We start from the raw sequence: 19,124 nt of genomic DNA on the forward strand, positions 1-19,124 counted from the left end.
GAAGCGCTATGGCGGCGTAGGCAGCCAGATCATGTTTTGCAGGGTAAGCATGAGGTCTTATCGAGTGTCTTTAGTAACTCAATGGCCGCAACAGTCTACAGGAAGAGGGCAATTTCTGCGAGTCACCCCCGGACTAGGGCGTCCTGTTTGGATGTCAGCCTGAGCTATACCCTAACTGTGTCATTTTCAGAAGACGACTGCACCAGTTGATTGGGCGTAATGGCTGTTGTGCAGCCAGCTCCTGACAGTTCAATATCAGAAGTGATCTGCACCAATCTCGACTATGCTCAATACTCGTGTGCACCAAAGCGAGGTGAGCATGGCGACGGAGGCTCTGTTGCAAAGATTGGCGGCAGTCAGAGGTAGGCTGTCGCTCTGCGCCGATCAGGCGGCTGCTGCGAAATGGTGGTTGAGCATGCCCATGGCCTCCGTCAGCGCCGAGGGCCCAATGCCAAAAGCTCTCTCCACAAGGCGCACCTCGCCCCTGATGCCGGGCTGCAGGCACCAGGGGCGAGCCTGTCCTTTGCGCAGGGCTCGCATGACTTCGAATCCCTTGATCGTGGCATAGGCCGTGGGGATCGATTTGAAACCGCGCACCGGCTTGATCAGTATCTTGAGCTTTCCGTGATCGGCCTCGATCACGTTATTGAGATACTTCACCTGCCGGTGGGCCGTCTCCCGGTCCAGCTTTCCTTCGCGCTTCAATTCGGTGATCGCTGCACCATAGCTCGGCGCTTTGTCGGTATTGAGCGTGGCAGGCTTTTCCCAGTGCTTCAGGCCTCGCAGGGCCTTGCCCAGGAACCGCTTCGCTGCCTTGGCGCTGCGGGTCGGCGACAGGTAGAAATCGATCGTGTCGCCCCGCTTGTCGACTGCCCGGTACAGGTAGGTCCACTTGCCCCGCACCTTGACGTAGGTTTCATCCAGGCGCCAGCTCGGATCAAAGCCACGCCGCCAGAACCAGCGCAGCCGCTTCTCCATCTCCGGGGCGTAGCACTGGACCCAGCGATAGATCGTCGTATGGTCGACCGAAATGCCGCGTTCCGCCAGCATTTCCTCAAGGTCGCGATAGCTGATCGGATAGCGACAATACCAGCGCACCGCCCACAGGATCACATCACCCTGGAAATGGCGCCACTTGAAATCCGTCATCGTTCCGTCCGTCCAATCTCCGCCAAGCATGCTCAAGCTTCACGATTTTTGCAACAGAGCCCACACGAGTATTGAGCATAGTCGAGATTGGTGCAGATCACTTCTGATATTGAACTGTCAGGAGCTGGCTGCACAACAGCCATTACGCCCAATCAACTGGTGCAGTCGTCTTCTGAAAATGACATTTGGTATCTCTCATAAACGGATGTTTTTGAGAGAACTATCTTCGGCCTTCACACGCACGAAAGGCGGCGAAGCTCCGCCGTTAATCCGTCCGCCGGAGATCTCGCCCAGGCAGGCTGAAGGCCGAGCAAGCCTGACAGGCCCGAAAAGCCCGGCACGGGCGTCGGCGGCGATGACGGCGGCGGCATTATCCAGGGTTGATGATGGAAGTGGAGGATATCGACAACCTCTCGCGCAACCAAGACATCGCGGTCGGACTGCAAGTGATCTTGAAGCCACGGGCCCGTCCCACCCCGACATGGACCTCGATGCCCGAACGGACGTTAGATTTCGAGTTCTAGGCGTTCTGCGATGAAGGTTGGATCCCAGCCGGGATTGAAAGTGTCGACGTGGGTGAATCCGAGCCGCTCGTATAGGCCACGCAGGTTCGGGTGGCAGTCGAGCCGCAGCTTGGCGCACCCCTGCGTTCGCGCGGCATGGCGGCAAGCCTCGATCAGCGCGGAGCTGACACCCCGGCCCGCATGTGTCCGTCGCACCGCGAGCTTGTGCAGATATGCGGCCTCCCCCTTGAGGGCGTCGGGCCAGAACTCGGGATCCTCGGCCGACAAGGTGCAACAGCCGACGATGCCGTCGCTGCAACTCGCGACTAGGAGCTCGGATCTCAGGACGAAGGTCTCCGCGAATGTCCGGTCGATCCGCGCGACGTCCCAGGCGGGCGTTCCCTTGGCGGACATCCACGCCGCAGCGTCGTGCATCAGCCGCACAACCTCGTCGATATCACCCGAGCAGGCGACCCGAACGTTCGGAGGCTCCTCGCTGTCCATTCGCTCCCCTGGCGCGGTATGAACCGCCGCCTCATAGTGCAGTTTGATCCTGACGAGCCCAGCATGTCTGCGCCCACCTTCGCGGAACCTGACCAGGGTCCGCTAGCGGGCGGCCGGAAGGTGAATGCTAGGCATGATCTAACCCTCGGTCTCTGGCGTCGCGACTGCGAAATTTCGCGAGGGTTTCCGAGAAGGTGATTGCGCTTCGCAGATCTCCAGGCGCGTGGGTGCGGACGTAGTCAGCGCCATTGCCGATCGCGTGAAGTTCCGCCGCAAGGCTCGCTGGACCCAGATCCTTTACAGGAAGGCCAACGGTGGCGCCCAAGAAGGATTTCCGCGACACCGAGACCAATAGCGGAAGCCCCAACGCCGACTTCAGCTTTTGAAGGTTCGACAGCACGTGCAGCGATGTTTCCGGTGCGGGGCTCAAGAAAAATCCCATCCCCGGATCGAGGATGAGCCGGTCGGCAGCGACCCCGCTCCGTCGCAAGGCGGAAACCCGCGCCTCGAAGAACCGCACAATCTCGTCGAGCGCGTCTTCGGGTCGAAGGTGACCGGTGCGGGTGGCGATGCCATCCCGCTGCGCTGAGTGCATAACCACCAGCCTGCAGTCCGCCTCAGCAATATCGGGATAGAGCGCAGGGTCAGGAAATCCTTGGATATCGTTCAGGTAGCCCACGCCGCGTTCGACGCGCTCCGGCGCACGATCGAGACGCAGGGCGCGCAGATCGGCGCGGAAATGACCGTGATGCGGCGCGGGCTGGAAGCGGCTTTCGACCAGCTCGAAAAGATCGAGCCGGCGCAGGACTACAAGCCCCAGCTCGCCCAGCTCGTGCAGGCGCTCGACAATGTTGCGGAGCGGCTGCACGGCGTAGAGCAATCGCCTATTCTCCGGCAGGGTGCGACACACTATGCGGCGCTCCTCGAGCGCAGCGGCGAGGCCCTGATACGCACCGCCGCGCAGCAGCTCGAGCGGCAGGCGTCCGACCTCGAGCGCGCCGGCCGGAACCTCGCCGCTCATACGAAAAGCGCCTACGACCGGAAAAGTCAGGATTTCCGCATATGGATGGCCGGCCTTGTCGGGCTGTTCGTCGGCATATTCCTGATTTTGCTGTTGCCGCGTTTCCTGCCCTTCTCGGCCGACACCCATGTTGCGGCGACCGTCATAGGTCAGGACCGATGGAACGCCGGCGTCACCATGATGCGGGTGGCCGATCCCCGAAGCTGGCGCGGCGTGGCCGATTCCTCGCAGCTCGTGCGCGACAATGCCGAGGCGATCGGGCAATGCGCCGAGGCCGCGCGCACGGCCGGTTCAGATCAGCAATGCACCATCACCGTGAAAGCGCCGGCAGCACCGGCGCAGTAGGGTTGTGGGGGGACACCAGTTATTTCGGGAGGTTTTCTTCCGCCTCAACAGGTCCGGCGGCCATCGCGACGAGGCGCGCCGCGATACGCTTGCGCAGTTGCTCGGGGAGCGGGCGCGACGACAGCGCCTCGTGAATCCACAGCCCATCGGCGGCAAGGCGCGAAATGAACCTGTCCAACTCGGCAGCGTCGTTTCCAATCGGCGCAGGAGGTGCCCAGCGGTCGATGACCTGTTGCCACAGATCGCCAAGCTGCCGATTGTCGGAGCTTTCCAGTATGAGCAGCAGTTCGACCCGCCGGGCAGCTCTTGCGCAGGTGTTGATGTAGGCGGCGTGTCGTTCGGCGTCTGTCGCCCTGTCCGAGGTGTTGCCGGCGCTCGCTTCCAGCTCCTGTTCCCATGAGCGAGTCAGATGCTCATGGGTGGCGAGGATCAGGGCTTCGCGCGACGGGAAATGATACAGAAGGCCGGCGCGTGTCATGCCGGTTTCGAGCGCTACGGCGTCGAGGGTGACGGCGGTGAGGCCGTCACGCTCGATGATGCTCACAATGGCTTCAAGCACTTCGAGGCGCTTGCTGGCTCTCGCCATGTCGGCTTCCTTAGTGTTGTGTGGGATAGGCTGACGATTGCGAGCCGGGACCGTAGCGCCGCAACAGGATGCCGGTGATCAGGGCACCCACGGCCAGAACACCCGCCGCCACGTACATGACGACCGTATAGGCGTGGTCGAATGCGATTCCTGCCGCTTGACGCACGACAACACCATCGGCCCCCGCCTCGTTGGCAAAGACCAGCGCCGACGCCATGCTGTCGCGGGCCGCTTCCGAGGTTCCGGCGGGGAACACGACGTTGACCGTATAGAGGTAGGCCAAAAGACTTCCGAGAATTGTGACAGCGAACAGACTGCCAAACTCGTAGGACACTTCCTCGACCGACGACGCCATGCCGGCGCGATGCACAGGCACATTGCCCACAATAGCCGTTGATGCCACCGACATTGTTGCACCTACGCCGGCACCGGTCAGCGCCAGACCGGCGATCAGCCAGCCAAGGCCATGAGTGATGCCCCATGTCGCAAGCAGGACCGCCAGCGATCCCGCCGCAAGCCCGCCAGCTATAAGGATACGTAGGCCAATACGATGCAGGAATGCACCACCGAGCAGCGCAGTCGGCAATGATCCGAGCGCCGCCGCCGAAACCAGCATCCCGGCTTCCAGCGGCGTGAAGCCCGCAACGAGCTGGAAGCGTTGCGTCGTAGCAAGCTCAACACCGCCGATGGCGAACAGGGAGAACGCGGCCGCTAGAACGCCCGATGTGAACGCGGCATTGCGGAAGATCGAGAAGTCGAGCAGCGGGAACGGCAGGCGCAGTTGCCGGCGGACGAACAGCGCTCCGGCGAGGATGGCAACCAGCAGCGAAATAGCGGGGACGGCCCACGACTGCCCGGCATGGGCAGATTCCTTGATCGCGATCACAAAAGCCGACAGCGCCACCAATGCCTGAAACGACGACACCACGTCCCAAGGCTTGGTCGCATCGCCGGCCACCTTCGGCGCAACGATCAGCGCCGAAATGAAGGCAGCGACCACTACCGGCACATTGATGAGGAACACCGACCCCCACCAGAAATGGCCGAGCAGAAAACCGCCGATGATCGGTCCGAGCGCAGCGCCGACGACCGACAACGACCCCCAGATCGCAATGGCGATGTTGCGTTCCCGGTCATCCTCGAAGGTGACGCGGATGAGGGCGAGTGTCGCGGGCATCATCGCCGCCGCGCCGACCGCCAGAAAGGCCCGCGCCCCGATCAGGATTTCCGCTGTAGGCGAATAGGCCGCCACAATCGACGCGACACCGAACAGCACGAGGCCGATGAGGAACATGCGCCGGTGACCGATCCTGTCACCCAGCGTCCCGGTGCCGAGCAGCAGGCCGGCCATGACGAGGGGGTATGCGTTGATGATCCACAACCCTTGCGTTGCCGTCGCGCCAAGCTCGCGCGTCAGGGTAGGCAGGGCCGTGTAGAGGACCGAATTGTCCAGAACGATAAGCAGGAGACCGGCGGCGACGGTCACCAGAAGAACCCAGCGGTTCGAGTGGGCGGCAGGCAAGATAGCACCATTCAGTGAGAGTAGCCAAACTTTACAGACAAGTTAGTAAAGTATCAAGCGCCTGCCCGTGAGGAACTTCAGACAATGGCCGACAGCGGGGCTTCGCATTCCGGGGCGCGATCAATTTGTCGCGAAATTCCTGATTTTTGCGACAAAATCGCCGGCGCTGATTTTGCAGGGAAAAATCTGTCGCAAAAATCAGGTGCGAAAGTCAAACTTGTGCGACTGACTTTCGCGACACGTCGCGGCCCGGATTCCGCGCCGCTGCGGACGTGGTGCAGGTTTCAGGATTTGCGCGACATAAGGGGCGCGAAGGAATTTAATTCTGGATCACCAGATCAAAAGACCTTGGCGGGCAGACGCGCTCGAAATAGTAGCTTTCAACATCGTCCCAAACAGCGTGCCACGCGGCTAAAAAGCCCTCCGCGCCCTGTTCGCGCGCAGCAGTCCGTTCATGCCGCACTTTGGTCGGCACATCCACGATCACGGCGAGGTCGATCAAATCCCGAAGGAACGGAGATGCGGAATAAGCTCCTTCGAGCAGAATCGTGGGCGCTGGCGCGACTTCGGTAAATTCGTTCTTGAGGCTGTAAGTGCCATCCGGGCCTAGTCCCTGCATGAAGTCGAAAGCTCGCCACTGTGCAGGTTCCCCCTTGCGTAGAGGCTCTATTGCCTCGCGAACGCGGTCCCACTCAAAAACGCGATTCAACCGCTCCGCCACGGTTTTGTGAGGCCACTCGGATTCGGGAACCTGCGTTTGATAGAAATCATCGAGCGTAACCAAGGCTATGTCGGTCAGCTTCGCCAACCTTGCCGCAATCGTTGACTTACCGGAGCCGCTTCCCCCGTCAAGCGCCACGACAACAGGACGTGCGAGTTCGGCGCGGAGGGCTTCTATTCTCTCAAGGGCTCTGTTGCAAAGATTGGCGGCAGTCAGAGGTAGGCTGTCGCTCTGCGCCGATCAGGCGGCTGCTGCGAAATGGTGGTTGAGCATGCCCATGGCCTCCGTCAGCGCCGAGGGCCCAATGCCAAAAGCTCTCTCCACAAGGCGCACCTCGCCCCTGATGCCGGGCTGCAGGCACCAGGGGCGAGCCTGTCCTTTGCGCAGGGCTCGCATGACTTCGAATCCCTTGATCGTGGCATAGGCCGTGGGGATCGATTTGAAACCGCGCACCGGCTTGATCAGTATCTTGAGCTTTCCGTGATCGGCCTCGATCACGTTATTGAGATACTTCACCTGCCGGTGGGCCGTCTCCCGGTCCAGCTTTCCTTCGCGCTTCAATTCGGTGATCGCTGCACCATAGCTCGGCGCTTTGTCGGTATTGAGCGTGGCAGGCTTTTCCCAGTGCTTCAGGCCTCGCAGGGCCTTGCCCAGGAACCGCTTCGCTGCCTTGGCGCTGCGGGTCGGCGACAGGTAGAAATCGATCGTGTCGCCCCGCTTGTCGACTGCCCGGTACAGGTAGGTCCACTTGCCCCGCACCTTGACGTAGGTTTCATCCAGGCGCCAGCTCGGATCAAAGCCACGCCGCCAGAACCAGCGCAGCCGCTTCTCCATCTCCGGGGCGTAGCACTGGACCCAGCGATAGATCGTCGTATGGTCGACCGAAATGCCGCGTTCCGCCAGCATTTCCTCAAGGTCGCGATAGCTGATCGGATAGCGACAATACCAGCGCACCGCCCACAGGATCACATCACCCTGGAAATGGCGCCACTTGAAATCCGTCATCGTTCCGTCCGTCCAATCTCCGCCAAGCATGCTCAAGCTTCACGATTTTTGCAACAGAGCCGGCTTGGTGATATCGTCATGGTGCCCTCAGTAGTCCGGGCTCGCGAGCGCGGGGCCCTTCGTGCTGTAAGGCCTTTCACCTCATTTACGTCGGATGGGGTCGTCTGGCCCAACGGTGAGAAAACCCAGGTCGATGTGGTGGTCTGGTGTACTGGATTCCGGCCGGCACTGGATCACCTTAAGGCACTGGACGTGCTGGATGACTACGGAAGGGTCGAGGTTGATGGGGGGCGTTCTATTCGCGAGCCGCGCCTCTGTCTGGTCGGATATGGCGACTGGACCGGCTTGGCCTCGGCGACGTTGATTGGCGTCACCCGTACCGCGCGCAGCACAGTTAACGAAGTAGTCGAACACCTGAACAGCTTGGAGCAGTCGGATGCATAGCGGAATCGAAATTCGTGTCGCCAGACCAGAGGATGCAGAAGAGATCCAGATCATCTACGCGCCCATCGTACTCAACACGGCCATCTCATTCGAAGAGGCAGTGCCGAGCGTGGAGCAAATGTGTGAGCGTATCTCCACGACGCTGCAAACCTATCCGTATCTGGTGGCTGTGCGAGAAGGACGGGTAGTCGGCTATGCCTACGCCAGTCAGCACCGGGCGCGTGCGGCGTACCGGTGGGCGGTGGATGTGACGGTGTATGTCGCCGAGGGGCAGCGCCGCAGCGGAATTGCTCGGCAGCTCTATGACGTGCTGCTGCCGGTTCTGAAGCGTCTGGGATATCGCTCGGCGTATGCCGGTATCGCCTTGCCGAATGAAGGCAGTGTCGGGCTGCACGAACGACTCGGTTTTCAGCACATCGGTACGTTTCCGCAGGTCGGATTCAAGCTCGATGCTTGGCATGATGTGGGGTATTGGCGGTTTGAGTTCGGTGACGACGGCCTTCGACCCGAGGCTCCAATGAGCTTCGTATCCTAAACCCGAATGCCACGCTAGAGCGTCCCAGCCCGCGCCGTTGCTGGCTGCGACAGCACTAATCCTCCAACACATGTGAGTAAACCTGAATCGTCCCAGTTTTGTAGACACCTCCAAACCTAATAATGATGCCCAAAGATTGGTGAAATGGTGCTTGCACTACAGGGGGCTAGTTGAAAAGGGCCAAGAAACGGCTGAAATTGACAGCGGCAATGGCAAGGCCGCTCAGTACGATAACTGTCGTGTAGATCGGGTGGTCTTTGACGATTTCAATTAACACAACAGGATGCACCCCGTTCCGCTCGTACCATTTGGATTTTGTCTTCAAGGACTTTTCATGTGTACGCTCGAAGAAGTTCGCAAACATATCGAGCTTCCTTAGGGTCGATTGATGCATTTTTATGTACTCAGCGTTCACAAAGGCGGCAGCCTCATCAGCGCCGGGCAGTGCGTCTTGGTCGCTGGCATTATTGAGTTCAGCCAATGCCATGATCCTGCCTTTCCTTCCCCTACTATCGGCATGCGGGGCATAGTTTCTTCCATATAACGCAACCAGCTCACGCGCAAGGTCAACCTTCTTGTCATCCGGCAGCTCTACGGGTTTGCCCCCGAGCACCCGAAAGCGATGCTCAAGCGCAAAGAACCCGAAATTTTCGTCTCGCATGTTCCAATGCAGGAACCGACAATCCTTGTGCTTATCAAGCCATTGGAAAAAACCTTTCAGCATCGACTTTTCGAATTTATTGAGCTCTGCTTGCATGCTGGAGAGCTGTTTGCTGAGCTCTGCTTCTTTATGGATGGACCACGATTTGGTTTGGCCGGTTTTTAGGTTCCGTGTGGCGATGGATGTCACACGTTTCGACTCCCCCGTATCATTTTCATAAAACGATTCGCAGGAGTAGTGAATTACGTAAACTCGGTTCGCGTCCAGGTAGAGGTCTTCGATTAACGCTCTGCTCCTTTTGCGATCCTTTACCCGATCTAGCTCTGCTCCCACACCTTTCCCCTCAACCCAATGCACTGTAGGCGAAGCTGGTGATTTTGCCCTCAAATGTGGGTACCCGCTAGATTCACCCCTAGCTTTGCCTTTGACTCTTCCTGAGGGTATACCGCTTGGGGATAATCAGCCGGCTTTGTCTTGGTGGATTGCCCTACAAATCGACGTGGCCTTCACCAAGCCGCTCCCAATGCCGGCCGTCAGAACGTAGGACCATTCGCTTCCGCCGAAGCGGGCTGGTGGGCGTGAGCCAACAGGCGTATCCTACAAGTGCTTGCTCCGAGACTTGTTGGCCTACAGCCTCCCCTTGGAGACATCTGATAGCCCGCCGCTGAGGCGGGCTTCTTTGCTATCGGGTCGCAGCGCCTTTGGTTTGCTAGCTTCCCAAGCTAGGCTCTGCCAGGGCGCATGCCCATCAGCGGTCTACCCGCCTCCCTAAGCACGACGATTATCGACGTACCCAAATCCTTAATCAGGCGCATGGAAAGCAGGCGGAGGTTTGGCGAAATTCGCTTACGCAGCCATTGCTTCGCAGGATTCTGCGCAGGTCATGCAGGCCTGGGCGCATTGCTGACAGTGGTCTGCCTTATGCTTACCGCACTCCTCCCCGCAGGCCCGGCAAATTTTGGCGCATAGGGCACAAAGCTCTTTGGCCAGCATGCTTTCTCGTGCCATCAAGGTAGCCGCAAGGTTGCACATATCTGCGCAATCTCTGTCCAGCTTGATGCAGTCAGCCATCATTTTTACATCTTGTTCTTGTAGGCAGGCTGACGCACAGCCTTCACAGGCCAGCGCACAGCGCAGGCATTCCGAGATGCATTCTTCAAAGCGACTGTTCATGGTCATATCTCCGGTATCGGGTCGATTTGATGCCAGTGCACCGTCTCATGACGGTATGTAGCGTTCGACCTGACGGGGTCCTGAAGATTGATTACATTTCTGTAAGCTTGTCCGAATCCTCTCGGTGTGAAGGCGTGCCCGATCATTTAAGGCTGGAACATCACTGCTTATGAATGCTCACGATCTTCGCGACGCTTCCTTCCATACGGAACCCAAATTTCACCTTGTCTCCTACGTTCAAGCCCTTCAGCTGTGCAGGCTCAGCATGGAAACCCATGGTCATCGCCGGCCATTTGAGCTCTGCTACCGGGCCGTGGGCCAATGTGATTTTTCCGCTTTGAGGATCCAGCGCCTTTATTGCCCCTTCAGCATGCGCGGTGGGTGCCGCCTGGGTGCCTTGGCCTCCTTCGGCGGAAGCTGGCATGTTCTTCATGTCCATACCATCCATGTCCTGGGCATGCACACTGGCGGCGAAAGCTGTGACCAGGGCTGCGATGACGATTAGCTTTTTCATTGGTTTTCTCCTGAGGGGTTGGGGGTAGTGACAGTAAGTTCGCGGCGACGGATCAGCCAGTACGCCGCAGGTATTACAAACAGGGAGAGCAACGGAGCGGTTAGCATGCCGCCGACCATGGGCACCGCGATGCGACTCATGACCTCGCTGCCGGTACCGCTGCTCCAGAGGATGGGCAGCAGGCCTGCAACGATGACCGCCACGGTCATTGCCTTGGGTCTGATGCGCTGCACCGCACCCTCACGGATTGCGCCGAGCAGCGCTGCTCGTGTGGTTTCGCCACTGGCCTGACGCTCAGCCCAAGCGTTATTCAGGTAAATGAGCATAATCACGCCAAACTCCGCCGCTACGCCGGCCAAGGCAATGAAACCAACGCCTGTGGCCACCGACAGGTTGTAGCCCAGCAAGTACAGCAGCCAAACGCCTCCGGTTAGCGCGAACGGTAGCGTGCCCATGATGAGTAGCGCCTCACCGAGGCGCCCAAAAGTCAGGTAGAGCAGCACGAAGATGATGGCCAGCGTCGCCGGCACCACCCAGGCCAGGCGTGCGTTAGCGCGCTCCAAGTATTCGAACTGCCCGGAGTAACTCAAGCTCATGCCCGGATCTAGCTTTACCTCGGTGTCGATCACCTGCCGCAGGTCTGCCACAACAGACGATAGGTCTCTGCCGCGCACATCGACGTACACCCAGCCCGAGGGGCGAGCATTTTCGCTCTTGAGCATGGGCGGGCCATCGGCAATACGTATGCGGGCCACGGTGCCAAGCGTCAGCTGGCCCCCCTGCGACGTGTAGATCGGCAGCTGACGCAACGCCTCCACGGAATCACGCCATTCACGTGGATAGCGCACGCTAATGGGAAAGCGAGCTAACCCTTCAACCGTTTCCCCAATGGTTTCGCCACCTATGGCACCGGCTACAATAGCCTGTACGTCGGTAATGTTCAGGCCATAACGCGCAGCGGCATGGCGGTCGATGTCCAAATCAATGTAGCGACCGCCAGTCAAACGCTCTGCCAGGGCCGAAGTCACTCCAGGCACCTTTATCGCTGCCCGCTCTACAGCAAGGGTAGCCCGGTCTATCTGGTTCAGATCGCTGCCGGCAACCTTGACGCCGATCGGACTCTTGATGCCGGTGGCCAGCATGTCAATCCGATTGCGGATAGGCGGAATCCAGATATTGGTGAGCCCAGGCACACGCACGATACGGTCAAGCTCTTCGATTAGCTTCTCAGTGGTCATACCTGGACGCCATTCACTCTTGGGCTTGAGCCGCACGGTGGTCTCGAACATCTCCAGCGGTGCAGGGTCAGTGGCCGATTCGGCGCGGCCGGCCTTACCAAAGACGCTGGCTACCTCGGGGACTGTACGAATCAAGCGATCCGTTCGCTGCAACAGCTCTGAAGCTTTCTGCGCGGAGAGTCCAGGCAAGGCTGAAGGCATGTAGAGCAGATCACCTTCATCAAGTGGGGGAAGAAACTCGCCACCCAGATGGTTCAAGGGCCACAGACTGCTGAGCAGGATGAGCAATGCTCCAGCGAGGGTAAGCAAGGGCCGGCGCAGGACGACCTCCAATGCCGGACGGTACAGCCGGATGAGGCCCCGGTTGAGCGGGTTGCGCTGTTCCGCAGGCAGTGGCCCTCTGATCCAGTACCCCATCAGCACCGGTATCAGGGTCACCGATAGCGCAGCCGCCGCTGCCATCGCGTAGGTCTTGGTAAAGGCCAGGGGGGCAAAGAGGCGGCCCTCCTGGGCTTGCAGCGTGAACACCGGGATGAACGAGAGCGTGATGATCATGAGGCTGAAGAACAGCGCTGGTCCAACCTCGACGGCCGCCTCCGTCATTACGTTCCAATGCGCTTCGCCCCGCAAAGGTTGACCAGGATGCTGGGCATGCCAGGCCTCTACACGTTTGTGGGCGTTCTCGATCATGACCACGGCAGCGTCCACCATTGCACCGATGGCAATAGCGATTCCGCCAAGGGACATGATGTTGGCGTTGATGCCCTGATGACGCATGACGATCAGCGCAATCAGGATTCCCACGGGCAGCGACACGATGGCCACCAGCGACGAGCGCAGGTGCCAGAGAAACGCTGCGCATACCAACGCCACTACCACAAACTCCTCGACCAGTTTGTGACTGAGGTTCTCCACAGCACGGTCGATCAGCTGGCTGCGGTCGTAGACGGTGACAAGCTCCACCCCGGCAGGCAGGCCTTTCTTCAGGGTTTCGAGCTTGGCCTTGACGTGCGCGATGGCCTCACGAGCATTCTTGCCGCTGCGCAGGATAACCACTCCACCTACGGCTTCACCGAGGCCGTCCAGTTCACCTATGCCTCTGCGGGCTTCCGGACCTATCTGCACCGTAGCGACATCGCCTAAGTTCACCGGCACGCCCTTGGTAGCCAGTCGCAGAGGGATCGCTCTGAAATCGTCCAGCGATCCTAGGTAGCCGGCCGCACGAACCATGAATTCTGCTTCGCCTTGCTCCAGCACACCACCGCCGGTCTCCTGGTTGGCCTTACCTATAGCCTCTATCACCTCAGCTTGGGTGATACCGAGGCTGGCCATGCGAAGCGGATCGAGGAGGACTTGGTATTGCTTGACCATACCGCCGATGGTGGCCACCTCAGCGACATCCGGCAGGGTCTTGAGCTCATAGCGCAGGAACCAGTCCTGCAGGCTGCGCAGTTGCGACAGGTCATGGCCACCGTTGCGATCGACCAGCGCATACTGAAAAATCCACCCGACTCCGGTGGCGTCCGGTCCGAGTACCGGCTTGGCTGCCGCAGGTAATCGCGATTGTGCCTGGCTCAGGTACTCAAGAACCCGAGAGCGCGCCCAATACAGATCGGTGCCGTCCTCGAACAGCACGTAGACGAAGCTGTCACCGAAGGCGGAGAAGCCGCGTACCGTTTTGGCCTCCGGAACCGAGAGCATTGTCGTGGTCAGCGGATAGGTCACCTGATTCTCAACGATCTGAGGAGCCTGACCTGGGTAGGACGTGCGGATGATCACCTGTACATCCGACAGGTCGGGCAAGGCGTCGATTGGCAGACTGCGCACCGAGACGAAGCCCCATGCCACCAGAAACAGCGTAGCGAGCAGCACCAGTACCCGGTTGCCTACCGACCAGCGGATCAGTTTGGCAATCATGGTTGGCCCTCCAACACTTTGATCTGCTCAACCACCATGCCCTCGTCGCGTTCGCGTATCCCAAAGCGAATCTGTGCACCGACCTTGAGGCCATCAAGGAGCGACTGATCAGCCACCGGGAAGGTCATGGTCATCCCAGGCATACCCAGGGTGAGGAAGGGACCATGGTCAACGGTGAGCTGGGCTCCGTCTATCTGCACGATACGGCCGTTCGCTTCATGTAAGGCGGGCCCCGCTTTTGGCTGAGCGTCTTGCGCCGTCGCCGCTTCGATGCCTTTCAAATTAGCTTCGGAGTCCAGTAGGAATTGCCCCGACGCTACGATGCGCTGACCTGCCTGAAGGCCCTGCAACACCGCAACTTGCCCCTTGCTCTCCTGACCCAACACGACTTCCACCGGTCGGAAGCGACCACCTTCTTCAGCCAGCATCACCAGATCCCGCTTGCCGGTACGTATGACCGCCTCGGCAGGCACCAAGAGGCTCTGCTCGGCAGACACGCCGGGATTGAGAGCCACTTGAGCGGTCATCCCAGGACGAAGCCGTCCATCCGGGTTGGGCAACTCGATACGCAGGCGCAACGTGCGGCTTTGCAAATCGGCATCAGCCAACAGCGCGGTCAACTTGCCCGGTACCGGATCGCCTGGGAAAGCTGGCAATTGCGCTTGCACAGGCTGGCCTTCGCGCAGGCCTTGAGCCTGGGCTTCTGGCACAGCGGCTTCCAGCCAGACGTTGGCCACTCCGTTGATCCTTGCCAAGGTAGTCCCCGGCGTCAGCGTCATGCCGGGTCGCAGATCGAGAACCTGGATGACACCGGCAGTGGGCGCGGAAAGTGTGACCGAGAGCTGTACCTTTCCAGTGCTCGCGACCCGGTTGATCAGGTAGACCGGCATGCCGGAGAGCAGGAGCCGCTGTCGTGCCGCCGCTGTCAGTTGAGCGTCGCCGGAATGCCGCAACGCCAGATATTCCTCCTGCAAACCAGCCCACTCCGGGGTCAGCACATCGGCTAGGGGAGCCCCTTTAGCAACTATATCCCCCGCCGCCCGGCCATATACGCGTTCGACGTAACCGCCAGTACGGGCCTGCAACACGCTGAAGTCGCGTTCGTCGAACGCCAGAACGCCGCTCACGCTCAGGGATCGTTCAAGCCTGCCAGCCATCACCGTTGCCAATCGCATCCCGAGATTTTGCTGGAGCCCAGCCGAGACCTGAACCGCAGGCTGCCCCTTGTCATCCGTCTCGCCTGAATACTTGGGCACGAGCGGCATGTCCATGAACGGCGACTTTCCGGGTGCCGGGAAATGCTGCTGGGGATACATCGGGTCGTACCAATACAGCGCTTTTTGCTCACCTACTGGCTGCGATGGGGTAACCGTGCCCCGTCCACCTAGCCAGAAGCCCGCGCCTGCTCCAATAGCAAGGGCAGCAGCCACAACCAACCCAATCGACCTATTCCTCATGCCCGCACCTCTCCATATACGAAATGCAGACGCGCTGCTGTTGCAGCCAACTGTCCTTGCAGATCCACATCCTGTAACAGCGCTTCCACGCGTTGCCGACGTGCCGACAGCACTTCACTCAACGGCGACTTACCGGCGCGGTAGTCCGCCAGAGCGAGGCGTACCCGGTCCTCGGCCAGAGGTAGAAGCGTCTCGCGACTGCGCCGCACCGCCCGCTGCAAACGTTGGTACTCGGCAAGGTCTGTTTCAAGCTGGGCTTGATGCTCGCGCAGGGCTGCATCCTGCTCATCCTCCAACTGACGAACTTGCGCGCGTCGTGCCGCAATCATCGGGTCTTGCCGGGAGCCGGTGAACAACGGCAGCTGGAAGCTGACTTGCAAGCTGACCATGTTGCTGAAGTCCGGGCCACGACGCTGATAATCCACCCCCCAAGACCAATCCGACTTCTTTTCTGCCTGGGCCTGGTGTACCTGGGCTTGCGCCTCGCGTGTCATGGCGTTGTAGGTATTGAGCTCCGGGTGGGCATGTACGGAGTGCAGGTATTCAGCTGCGTCTACAGGCCAGAGTGGGAACGTCGGCGCCCCTACTTCGGCGTCCTGCCCAATCCAGCGCTTCAGCGCGGATCGCGCTTGAGCTGCCTGACTCAATAAAACATCCTTCTGCTCGTCCAGCTGCGCCAATTCCTGTTTCGGAGCCAGCGTATCGGTCGTCGAGCCTGCGCCACCGGCCAGGCGCGCCCGCACCGTAGAAGCCAGCAGCTGGTTTTCTTTGTAGAAAGCGTCGAACTGTTCAAGTTTTCGCTGCACGGTGTACGCATTAACCCAAGCCTGCGCGGTTGCCGCTCGAATCTTCAGGCGCTCGAAGACCGCCTCAGCATCGGCTCGCTCGACCGTGGCCTGAGCTGTCTCTACGCGAGCTTTACGTTTGTCCCGGTTCGGTACGTCCTGGGACAGGCCAACCACCTGCATGGTCATGAAGTCTCTGTTCAAGCTCCAGCGATCAGCGCCTTCAATCGGCAGGTTTTGTACTCCAAGATTCAGGCGCGGATCGGGTAGTTCGCCCGCTGGAATGACCAAGTTGCGCGCAGCTGATGCCTGCTCTTGGCGGGCTTGTAGAGAGGGAGCGTTGCGTTCAGCCAGTTGCAGCGCTTCATCCAGCGGCAGCGTTGTCGCCTGTGCTGAGACAGCCGGCAGCAGTATGAAAAGGACGGCAGTGGGAGTTCGTCCCTGAAAACGTTGGGGAGTCATGAGAATGATTCCTCGAAAGATCAGCGCCCAGGCGCGTGCCATCGGCCCGCTGCTAGGCAGAACGATGGTGTGAAATTAAGAGGGAGTCAGACGCGGGGAGGACGCCATGGATCGGGGGGAGAACCTGTTGCTATGCCTACAGCGTAGGTATCGGCAGGTCGTGGCTTGGCATAGGTCAGTCCAGGCGTCAGGAAGCTGAGCTGCACTGTGCTGGCAGTTCTGCACTCCTGGCCTACCTTGCAGGATTTGGCATGGTCACCAGTCTTGCCCGGCTCTTGGTCCTGGCAGCAGTCATGGTCCATGCCCGCCATCATTTCCATGCCCATGGTCTGCATTGGGCAAGGTTCAGTCGCCGAATCGATGCCCGCCATCCCGTTAAGCGGAAGCGCCACGATAAGCATCAGGATGGTGAGCAGTCGAATGAAGCGTTTCATGATGGGCGAATATAGGTTACCGGGATGAATTCAGCATTAAGAGGCTTCACCAAACAACCGCTTGGAGGCTGGAAGGCTGATGTAAAAAGTTGTGAATCCCTCCGCTGAAGTACACCAAATTCGTCCGCTGTGAGCCTCGATGATGGAGCGTGTTATCGACAGGCCCAGGCCTGCATTGCTTGGTCCGCCTTCGCGTCTGGCTGGATCAGCCCGATAGAACCGGTCGAAGATCTTGCCAATGTGCTGAGGATCGATGGTTACTCCGCTGTTACGTATGGACAACGTCACGTTTTCACGTGTTTGCTCGATCTGCACTGATATCTCGTTGCCTTCCGGGGTGTAGCGCAACGCGTTCGATAAAAGGTTGGAAAGCGCTCGGTCAATCATCAAGAGATCGCCACGAACCTTGCCACGACCTTGGAGGGTCAGCTGGATGCCTTGATCCTCAGCCAGAAACTGGTAGTACTCGAACAGCTTGGATACGAGTTCGGAGAGCTCCACATCAATCTGCTCAGGCACGATCAGACCGTTATCCGCCTTCGCGAGGAAAAGCATGTCGTCGATCATGCGCGACATGCGCTTGAGGTCTTCAAGGTTCGAATAGAGGTTTTCCTCATAGGCATCCAGGTCACGCTTCTTGGTGAGCACCACTTCGGTATGGGTAAGTAGGTTGCTGACCGGCGTTCTCAACTCATGAGCGATATCGGCAGAGAAGTTGGACAACCGAACGAATGCATCCTCCAACCGTCCCAGCATCCCGTTGAAAGACAGGATGAGCTCCTGAAGCTCTAGCGGTACGGGCTCCAGCGGAATGCGCTCGCGGAGCGATCTTGCCGACATCCCGGTGGCCACTTTGGTGATTTGCCCGACAGGCCGAAGCCCACTCTTGGCAACGACCCAGCCCAAGCCTGCGCTCACAATCGCGCTGATCACCAAGCCGATGCCGAACCACCATTGCAGGGTGACAAAGAAATGCGCGTGAGTGGTGACATCGAGCATCAGCACGGCCGTCACCGGTTCCGTTTCGCCCGCGATGGTCATCTGGGCGGTGATACCGCGGAAGTTCTGCGATTCATCCTGCCACTCCCAGACCGCACCCTGGCGCGCCTGCTCGAACCGCTGAGGAATTTGGGAGGCTTTGGAGTCTGAAAAAAGGGTCGTTCCGTCAGCCTTGGTGATTTTCGCCGAAAGATCCTGATGTGCGCCGAGCAATGCCCGCAGCTGCTGCTCCTGATCGCCGAGCTCGCCTCGCGCTGCTGAAATGGACAGAATATGACGCGTTGACTCCAGCTTTTCGGAGAGCGCCTGCTCATCCAGCATCCGGAAATGGTGCTGGCTGAGCCCGTAGAAAGCCACGCCGGCAACGACCAAGACAGCAGTCACCGCGAACATGAACATCAGGGTCAGTCGCTTGACGAGCGATGATTGCGGGCGCATCACTCTGCCACATCCATCATGTAGCCCATGCCTCGGGCGGTATGGATGAGCTTTGGCGCGAAGTCGTCATCAATCTTGGCCCGCAGTCGGCGAATCGCGACCTCGATCACGTTGGTGTCACTGTCGAAGTTCATGTCCCAGACCTGAGAAGCGATCAGCGACTTGGGGAGCACCTCCCCGCGTCGGCGCATGAGCAGCTCCAAAAGGGCAAACTCCTTGGCAGTAAGGTCGATCCGCTTGCCGTTTCGCGTAGCCCGGCGCTTGAGCAGGTCAACCTCAAGGTCCGCCATCTTCATGGTGGTTTGAGCAGAACCACCGTTGCCTCTGCGCAGCAGTGTGCGGACCCGAGCCAACAGCTCAGAGAACGCAAAGGGCTTCACAAGGTAGTCATCAGCACCCAGCTCCAAGCCTTTAACGCGATCATCTACGCCATCACGGGCCGTGAGAAAGAGGACCGGCACGTCTTTCCCCGCTGCCCGGATCTTGCGCAGGACCTCCCAGCCATCGAGCCCCGGCATCATTACGTCCAAGATCAGCAAGTCATACGCTTCGCTCTGCGCCTGTTGCAGGGCGTCAGTGCCTGTCATCACCCGGTCTACAGTGAAGCCAGCCTCTGTTAGGCCTTGCTGGAGGTAGACACCGGTTTTCGGCTCATCTTCGGCTACGAGTAATTTCATCTGCTCTCATCCACGCGGAGTGCATCTCCAGTTT

17 protein-coding genes and 2 pseudogenes are annotated in these 19,124 nt (G+C 59.5%); 3 read left to right on the forward strand and 16 right to left on the reverse strand.

The window, feature by feature from the left end:
- Positions 1 to 384: 384 nt before the first annotated feature.
- The 3 genes and pseudogenes from ABX298_RS10420 to ABX298_RS10430 all read right to left on the reverse strand — a co-directional run.
- Positions 385 to 1,149 carry an IS6-like element IS6100 family transposase gene (locus ABX298_RS10420; RefSeq protein WP_001389365.1) on the reverse strand — a complete coding sequence of 255 codons (765 nt, stop codon included), beginning with the start codon at positions 1,147 to 1,149 and terminating at the stop codon, positions 385 to 387.
- A gap of 506 nt (positions 1,150 to 1,655) precedes the next feature.
- The gene (locus ABX298_RS10425; RefSeq protein WP_000376623.1) at positions 1,656 to 2,156 is read right to left on the reverse strand and encodes a GNAT family N-acetyltransferase; all 501 of its coding nucleotides are present in this window, start codon (positions 2,154 to 2,156) and stop codon (positions 1,656 to 1,658) included.
- Between the two features lie 127 nt (positions 2,157 to 2,283).
- Positions 2,284 to 2,847 (reverse strand): annotated as a pseudogene (locus ABX298_RS10430) (dihydropteroate synthase); the annotation flags it as partial.
- On the opposite strand from ABX298_RS10430, the gene ABX298_RS10435 reads away from it, so the two are divergent.
- Positions 2,812 to 3,522: a DUF6118 family protein gene (locus ABX298_RS10435; protein WP_023082842.1), complete on the forward strand. Its 711-nt coding sequence runs from the start codon at positions 2,812 to 2,814 to the stop codon at positions 3,520 to 3,522. The pseudogene ABX298_RS10430 and the gene ABX298_RS10435 sit on opposite strands and share 36 nt — an antisense overlap.
- A gap of 19 nt (positions 3,523 to 3,541) precedes the next feature.
- Here the strand turns inward: ABX298_RS10435 and ABX298_RS10440 are convergent, their stop codons facing one another.
- From ABX298_RS10440 to ABX298_RS10455, 4 genes are all read right to left on the reverse strand, one after another.
- On the reverse strand, positions 3,542 to 4,108 hold the full coding sequence (locus ABX298_RS10440; RefSeq protein ID WP_003830785.1) for a TetR/AcrR family transcriptional regulator: 567 nt from the start codon (positions 4,106 to 4,108) through the stop codon (positions 3,542 to 3,544).
- A gap of 10 nt (positions 4,109 to 4,118) precedes the next feature.
- Positions 4,119 to 5,630: an MFS transporter gene (locus ABX298_RS10445; RefSeq protein WP_003830786.1), complete on the reverse strand. Its 1,512-nt coding sequence runs from the start codon at positions 5,628 to 5,630 to the stop codon at positions 4,119 to 4,121.
- Between the two features lie 319 nt (positions 5,631 to 5,949).
- Positions 5,950 to 6,438: a uridine kinase gene (locus ABX298_RS10450; RefSeq protein WP_031668850.1), complete on the reverse strand. Its 489-nt coding sequence runs from the start codon at positions 6,436 to 6,438 to the stop codon at positions 5,950 to 5,952.
- Between the two features lie 153 nt (positions 6,439 to 6,591).
- Positions 6,592 to 7,356 carry an IS6-like element IS6100 family transposase gene (locus ABX298_RS10455; protein ID WP_001389365.1) on the reverse strand — a complete coding sequence of 255 codons (765 nt, stop codon included), beginning with the start codon at positions 7,354 to 7,356 and terminating at the stop codon, positions 6,592 to 6,594.
- A gap of 63 nt (positions 7,357 to 7,419) precedes the next feature.
- Here ABX298_RS10455 and ABX298_RS10460 point away from each other — a divergent pair.
- Positions 7,420 to 7,800 (forward strand): annotated as a pseudogene (locus ABX298_RS10460) (pyridine nucleotide-disulfide oxidoreductase); the annotation flags it as partial.
- Positions 7,793 to 8,335, forward strand: a complete 543-nt coding sequence (locus tag ABX298_RS10465) for an arsinothricin resistance N-acetyltransferase ArsN1 family B (protein ID WP_023048562.1) — start codon at positions 7,793 to 7,795, stop codon at positions 8,333 to 8,335. The pseudogene ABX298_RS10460 and the gene ABX298_RS10465, both read left to right, overlap by 8 nt.
- Before the next feature lie 166 nt (positions 8,336 to 8,501).
- Here ABX298_RS10465 and ABX298_RS10470 read toward each other — a convergent pair whose 3' ends face one another.
- From ABX298_RS10470 to ABX298_RS10510, 9 genes are all read right to left on the reverse strand, one after another.
- Positions 8,502 to 9,185, reverse strand: coding sequence for a hypothetical protein (locus tag ABX298_RS10470; RefSeq protein WP_172439589.1), 684 nt, complete (start codon positions 9,183 to 9,185; stop codon positions 8,502 to 8,504).
- A gap of 657 nt (positions 9,186 to 9,842) precedes the next feature.
- Complete coding sequence (locus tag ABX298_RS10475) at positions 9,843 to 10,175, reverse strand: four-helix bundle copper-binding protein (RefSeq protein ID WP_031312161.1); 333 nt, start codon at positions 10,173 to 10,175, stop codon at positions 9,843 to 9,845.
- Positions 10,176 to 10,329: 154 nt separating this feature from the next.
- On the reverse strand, positions 10,330 to 10,683 hold the full coding sequence (locus ABX298_RS10480) for a copper-binding protein (protein WP_023048565.1): 354 nt from the start codon (positions 10,681 to 10,683) through the stop codon (positions 10,330 to 10,332).
- Entirely contained in the window at positions 10,680 to 13,838 is a 3,159-nt protein-coding gene (locus tag ABX298_RS10485) for an efflux RND transporter permease subunit (RefSeq protein ID WP_023048566.1), read from the reverse strand. Before ABX298_RS10485 ends, ABX298_RS10480 begins: the two co-directional genes overlap by 4 nt.
- Positions 13,835 to 15,295, reverse strand: a complete 1,461-nt coding sequence (locus ABX298_RS10490) for an efflux RND transporter periplasmic adaptor subunit (RefSeq protein WP_023048567.1) — start codon at positions 15,293 to 15,295, stop codon at positions 13,835 to 13,837. Before ABX298_RS10490 ends, ABX298_RS10485 begins: the two co-directional genes overlap by 4 nt.
- The gene (locus tag ABX298_RS10495) at positions 15,292 to 16,542 is read right to left on the reverse strand and encodes a TolC family protein (protein WP_023048568.1); all 1,251 of its coding nucleotides are present in this window, start codon (positions 16,540 to 16,542) and stop codon (positions 15,292 to 15,294) included. The genes ABX298_RS10490 and ABX298_RS10495 overlap by 4 nt, the downstream gene beginning before the upstream one ends.
- A gap of 86 nt (positions 16,543 to 16,628) precedes the next feature.
- A complete protein-coding gene (locus tag ABX298_RS10500; RefSeq protein WP_023048569.1) occupies positions 16,629 to 16,976 on the reverse strand; it encodes a hypothetical protein in 348 nt (115 codons plus the stop codon).
- Positions 16,977 to 17,012: 36 nt separating this feature from the next.
- Positions 17,013 to 18,413, reverse strand: coding sequence for a heavy metal sensor histidine kinase (locus ABX298_RS10505; protein WP_023048570.1), 1,401 nt, complete (start codon positions 18,411 to 18,413; stop codon positions 17,013 to 17,015).
- Entirely contained in the window at positions 18,413 to 19,090 is a 678-nt protein-coding gene (locus ABX298_RS10510) for a heavy metal response regulator transcription factor (RefSeq protein ID WP_012316925.1), read from the reverse strand. Before ABX298_RS10510 ends, ABX298_RS10505 begins: the two co-directional genes overlap by 1 nt.
- Between the last annotated feature and the right edge of the window lie 34 nt (positions 19,091 to 19,124).

This window comes from Pseudomonas sp. X4, assembly GCF_040784925.1.
In the GTDB taxonomy this organism is placed as follows: Bacteria; Pseudomonadota; Gammaproteobacteria; order Pseudomonadales; family Pseudomonadaceae; genus Aquipseudomonas; species Aquipseudomonas putida_Z.